At 64.2% G+C, this 4,049-nt stretch carries 1 protein-coding gene and 1 pseudogene; both read right to left on the reverse strand.

The genetic code is table 11. From position 1 onward, the window contains the following. Positions 1 to 74: pseudogene (locus D473_RS27400) on the reverse strand (TatD family hydrolase); the annotation flags it as partial. A gap of 685 nt (positions 75 to 759) precedes the next feature. After that, complete coding sequence (locus D473_RS0123715) at positions 760 to 3,708, reverse strand: RHS repeat-associated core domain-containing protein (protein ID WP_241474866.1); 2,949 nt, start codon at positions 3,706 to 3,708, stop codon at positions 760 to 762. Between the last annotated feature and the right edge of the window lie 341 nt (positions 3,709 to 4,049).

The following is a 4,049-nucleotide window of genomic DNA, read 5'->3' on the forward strand; positions in this document are numbered from 1 at the left end:
GGCACCAGGTAAGGCGCATTGGGGCGTCCCCGGTAAGGCTTGGGCGTGAGGAAAGGAGCGTCGGTCTCCACCAGACACTATTGAGTTATCAGGGACCGGCACAGGGTCACCCAAATCGGTAGCCAGCGACCGCACCAACCCAACAGCGAAACCGACCCTGCTCCGACTCCACAACCAGATGCCACAGTGACTACGCCAACCAGCCCTACTCCACATCCGACAACAACGCTGGCCCCGCCGCTCCCGTTGCGCCACCGATGACGCTGAGATCAGTGGCGAAGTTTTGGTATGAGTGGAGCCCGCTCGGGTCCATTCCGTTAATGGGATCACCTGTAGCGTAGGTGGAGTTGTTCATCTCCTGCCACGAGGGACCCGGCTGGGTGAAGTTGAGGGTGAACGTGCCCAGGAACCGGCGGGACAGGCGCACCGTCCCGCCCTAAAATTCGCACACCCAAACCCTTCCAATCTAATTTTCATCTTTACTGGATCTGTTTATTTTTACTACCAAACTCCCCACAAACAGACAAGCAATTCCGAATACTGAAGTCGCAAGAATGACAGCGAGCCCTACCAATAAGCTCCCAGTACCCAGATAGACAGAGAAGAAAAATGGGATGAATATGAAAACCAAAAGGATTGCAGTCTTAAATTTCTGATCCATGACTCTACCACATTTTAAAATATGACCCGCACCTTGGACAACTCTAGGTGCGGGCCATGTTCATATATCGGAATGCACTAATGGAAACGAACTTCGCGTCAGAAGTTCCATCCGCATGCGTCTCTTGCCATTTGCATTGAACCCAAGAATCCCATGGAAGCCACCCCGAGAAAGAACCCTGCAGCGCCCATCGATCCGCCAGTAACCATCGCAGCGCCGATGAGACCGAGGCCCGAAGCACCCAGAAGCAACACATTCCCGAAGCACGTACTCAACCCGGTGGGGTCCATCTTGTTGATGGGGTCACACATCGCGTAGGTGGAGTTGTTCATCTCCTGCCGCGACGGGTCCGGCTGGGTGAAGTTGAGGGTGAACGTGTCCAGGAACCGGTGGGACAGGTGCACCGTCCCGTCCAGGAACTGGTACGCGCCCGTGTAGCCGAACGCGTTCAGGTCCCCGGCCTGGCTGTCTTCGATGGTCTCACTGGATTGCTCGCCGTAGGGGCTGTACTCATACACCGCATCCGGCGACTCGGCCTCGGACCCCTCGGCCGTCAGCGCCAGGACGGTGTTCTGCCCGTCCAGGGTGTAGTGGAAGCGCTCATCGCCGGCCCAGTCGACCATGGAGATGAGCTGGCCGTCGGGGTCGCGCACGTAGCTGGTCCGTTCGCCCTCGGAGGCGATGTTGGTGGTCCCGAGCGCGGTGTTGGACAGCTGCCGCTCGATGCGCTCACCGTCGTGCACGTCGGTGATGCCGCGCATCTGGGTCTGGTCGGTGGTGTCATAGCTCAGGCTCGTGGACAGGTCCCCGTCGCCGTCATTCGAGCGCAGCATCTGGTTGGTGGGGCTGTACTCATAGGAGTTGCCGCCGCGCTCGACCATGTTGCCGGCCTCGTCGTGGGCGACGTCCTGACCGCGGGCCGAGGTGACCTGGTCGGCGTCGTCGTAGCTGAAGCTCTCGTCGCCGGCCTCGATCATGTTGCCGGCGTCGTCGTAGGCGTAGTCCCTCTCGCCGTTGCTGGTCAGTCGGCCGAGTCCGTCGTAGGTGAAGGATTCGCTCTGGCCGTTGACGGTGCGCGAGCGCATCTGGTCGCTGTCGGCGCCGTCGTTGTCGTAGGAGTAGGAGGCGGTCACCAGCTCCTGGCCTTCGGCGCCGGTGGTGGTGATGCCGGTCAGGCGGGCCGAGTCGTCGTAGGACCGGGCCTCTTCGGCCCCGTCGGGGTGGGTGATGAGGGTGCGCTGGTTGTTGGCGTCGTTGTCGAAGGTGGTCTCGGCGCCGGTGTGGTCGGTCAGTGAGGTGAGCCGGAACGCAGCGTCGTAGGCGTAGGTGGTGGTCTGGCCGTGTTCGGTCAGCTCGGTGAGGTTGCCTGCGGCGTCGTAGGAGTACTCGGCTGTTTCGGTGCCCGAGGAGTCGCTGCGCTCGCTGGTGAGCAGGTCGCCGCGCCCGTTGTAGGTGAACTCGGTGGTGGCCTGGTCGGTGTGGGTCGCGATTTGGCGGCCGTTGCCGTCGTAGTCGATGGACTCGATGACCTCGCCCTCGTGGGAGATGGAGACGATGCGGTCGAGGCGGTCGTAGCCGTACTCCAGCGTGGTGCCGTTGCCGTCGGTCACCGAGGTGACCCGTGAGAGCGCGTCGTAGCCGAATTCCATGTCCCCGACGGGTCCGGGTTCGGACATCGCGACCATGTTCCCGGCACGGTCGTAGGAGTACTCGGTGGTGTTGCCGTTGGCGTCGGTGACAGCCGAGACCAGACCTTGGCCGGTGTAGTCGATGTCGGTGACGGTGAGGTCCATGTCCTCCTGTGTCGCGGAGACCATGTTGCCCGCGTCGTCGTAGGACATCGACAGCTCGTCACCATCGGGCGTGGTCACGCTGGTGGGTTTGGCCGGGTTCGCGGTGTCGGTGAAGCCGACCGAGGTCGCCGCGCCGGTGGGCAGTTCGGTGCCGATGAGGTTGTTGAACTCGTCGTAGTCGTAGGTGACCGAGGCCTCGAGGGGGTCGGTGGTGGTGGCCACGTCGGAGTTGGAGGTCCACTCCTGGGAGCGGGTGTTACCGACCTGATCAGTGGCGTCGGTCTGGCGCCCCTGGTCGTCGTAGGTGAACGTGGACTCCCCACCATTTGGGTCCTCGACGGCGGTCTCGCTGCCCTCCTCGGGGCTGTCGTCGTAGGAGTAGGAGGTGCCCGCCCCGCCGTCCGAGCCATCGGGCACGCTCAAGGACGAGACCTGGTCGTCGTCGTTGTAGCTGATGCTCCAGGTCGCACCGGTGGGGTCGGTGACCGATTCCAGGAGCCCGCCGTCGGTGTAGGAGAACTCCAGGTCCTGCCCGGCCCGGTCGGTGAGTGTGGTCAGGTCACCGTCATCGTTCCAGCTGTAGTCGGTGGCTCTCTGCCCGGTGGGGCCGGTGATGGACCCGGGCTGGTACCACTCCTCCCAGTCGAAGGTGGTGACGCGGTCCTGGGTGTCCACGACCGAGGCGAGGTCGCCCTCGGAGTCGTAGCGCATCCGGTGGGTGTTGCCGTTGCGGTCGGCCTGGGAGTACCACCAGCCCTGGGCGGTGAAGGTCCAGACCTGGTCGGCGTACTCGCCCCGGTGGAAGGTCAGCGCGTAGTGGCCGTTGTCCAGCTCTTCCAGGTCACCGTTGAGCCCGGCCGGAGAGCCGAAGCCTCCGTCCTCGTCGACGTCGAAGCGCTCGCAGTAGCCGGAGGGGCCCTGGAAGATGATGGAGTTGCTGAAGATCTGCAGCCCCACGTCGCGGCCGTGGGAGAGGGTCCAGCCGGCCTGGCCGTCGGTGGAGTTGTAGAAGCTGGAGACCGACAGATCGAGTCCGGTGCCGGCCGTGGTCAGGTCGCGGTGTTGGACGACGAGGTTGCCGGTGGCGGTGTTGATCGCCAGCTCGAGACGGTCGCTGATCTGGTGGCGCTCGAGCGGGTACCAGTCCTGGATGCCGCCGTTGCCCCAGTTGGCACAGGTGTCCGCCAGGGCCTCTTCATCCTGGGGAGCTGCTTCGGGCTCGGCCCCGGCCGGACACCCGTTTGCCACGCTCACGCAGAACAGACCGGGGCCCTCCACACGCCCGGCACAGTACTCCCCAGCCGCCCTCAGAACGCATGCACCACAAGTGGCCGAATGCGGCCACGGACAACACTGGCTCTACGTGCGGTTACCAAGCGATCACTCCCCATAAGAGCGGGTGGCCCCGGACGGGGACGCCTTCCGGCCCTGGGACCACCGCGACGGCACACGACACGTCCAGGCCCACTGGCCTCCGCAGCGGGGCCCGCGCCACTGACCGGGCCGAGCGCCGGAACCACCCTCAGAAGGAGAACGCGCGGCGGGCGTTCCCTGCCACCGCGGCAGCGAGCTCGTCCTCGTCCATGCCCTTGGTC

This window comes from Nocardiopsis xinjiangensis YIM 90004 (assembly GCF_000341145.1).
Lineage (GTDB): Bacteria > Actinomycetota > Actinomycetes > Streptosporangiales > Streptosporangiaceae > Nocardiopsis > Nocardiopsis xinjiangensis.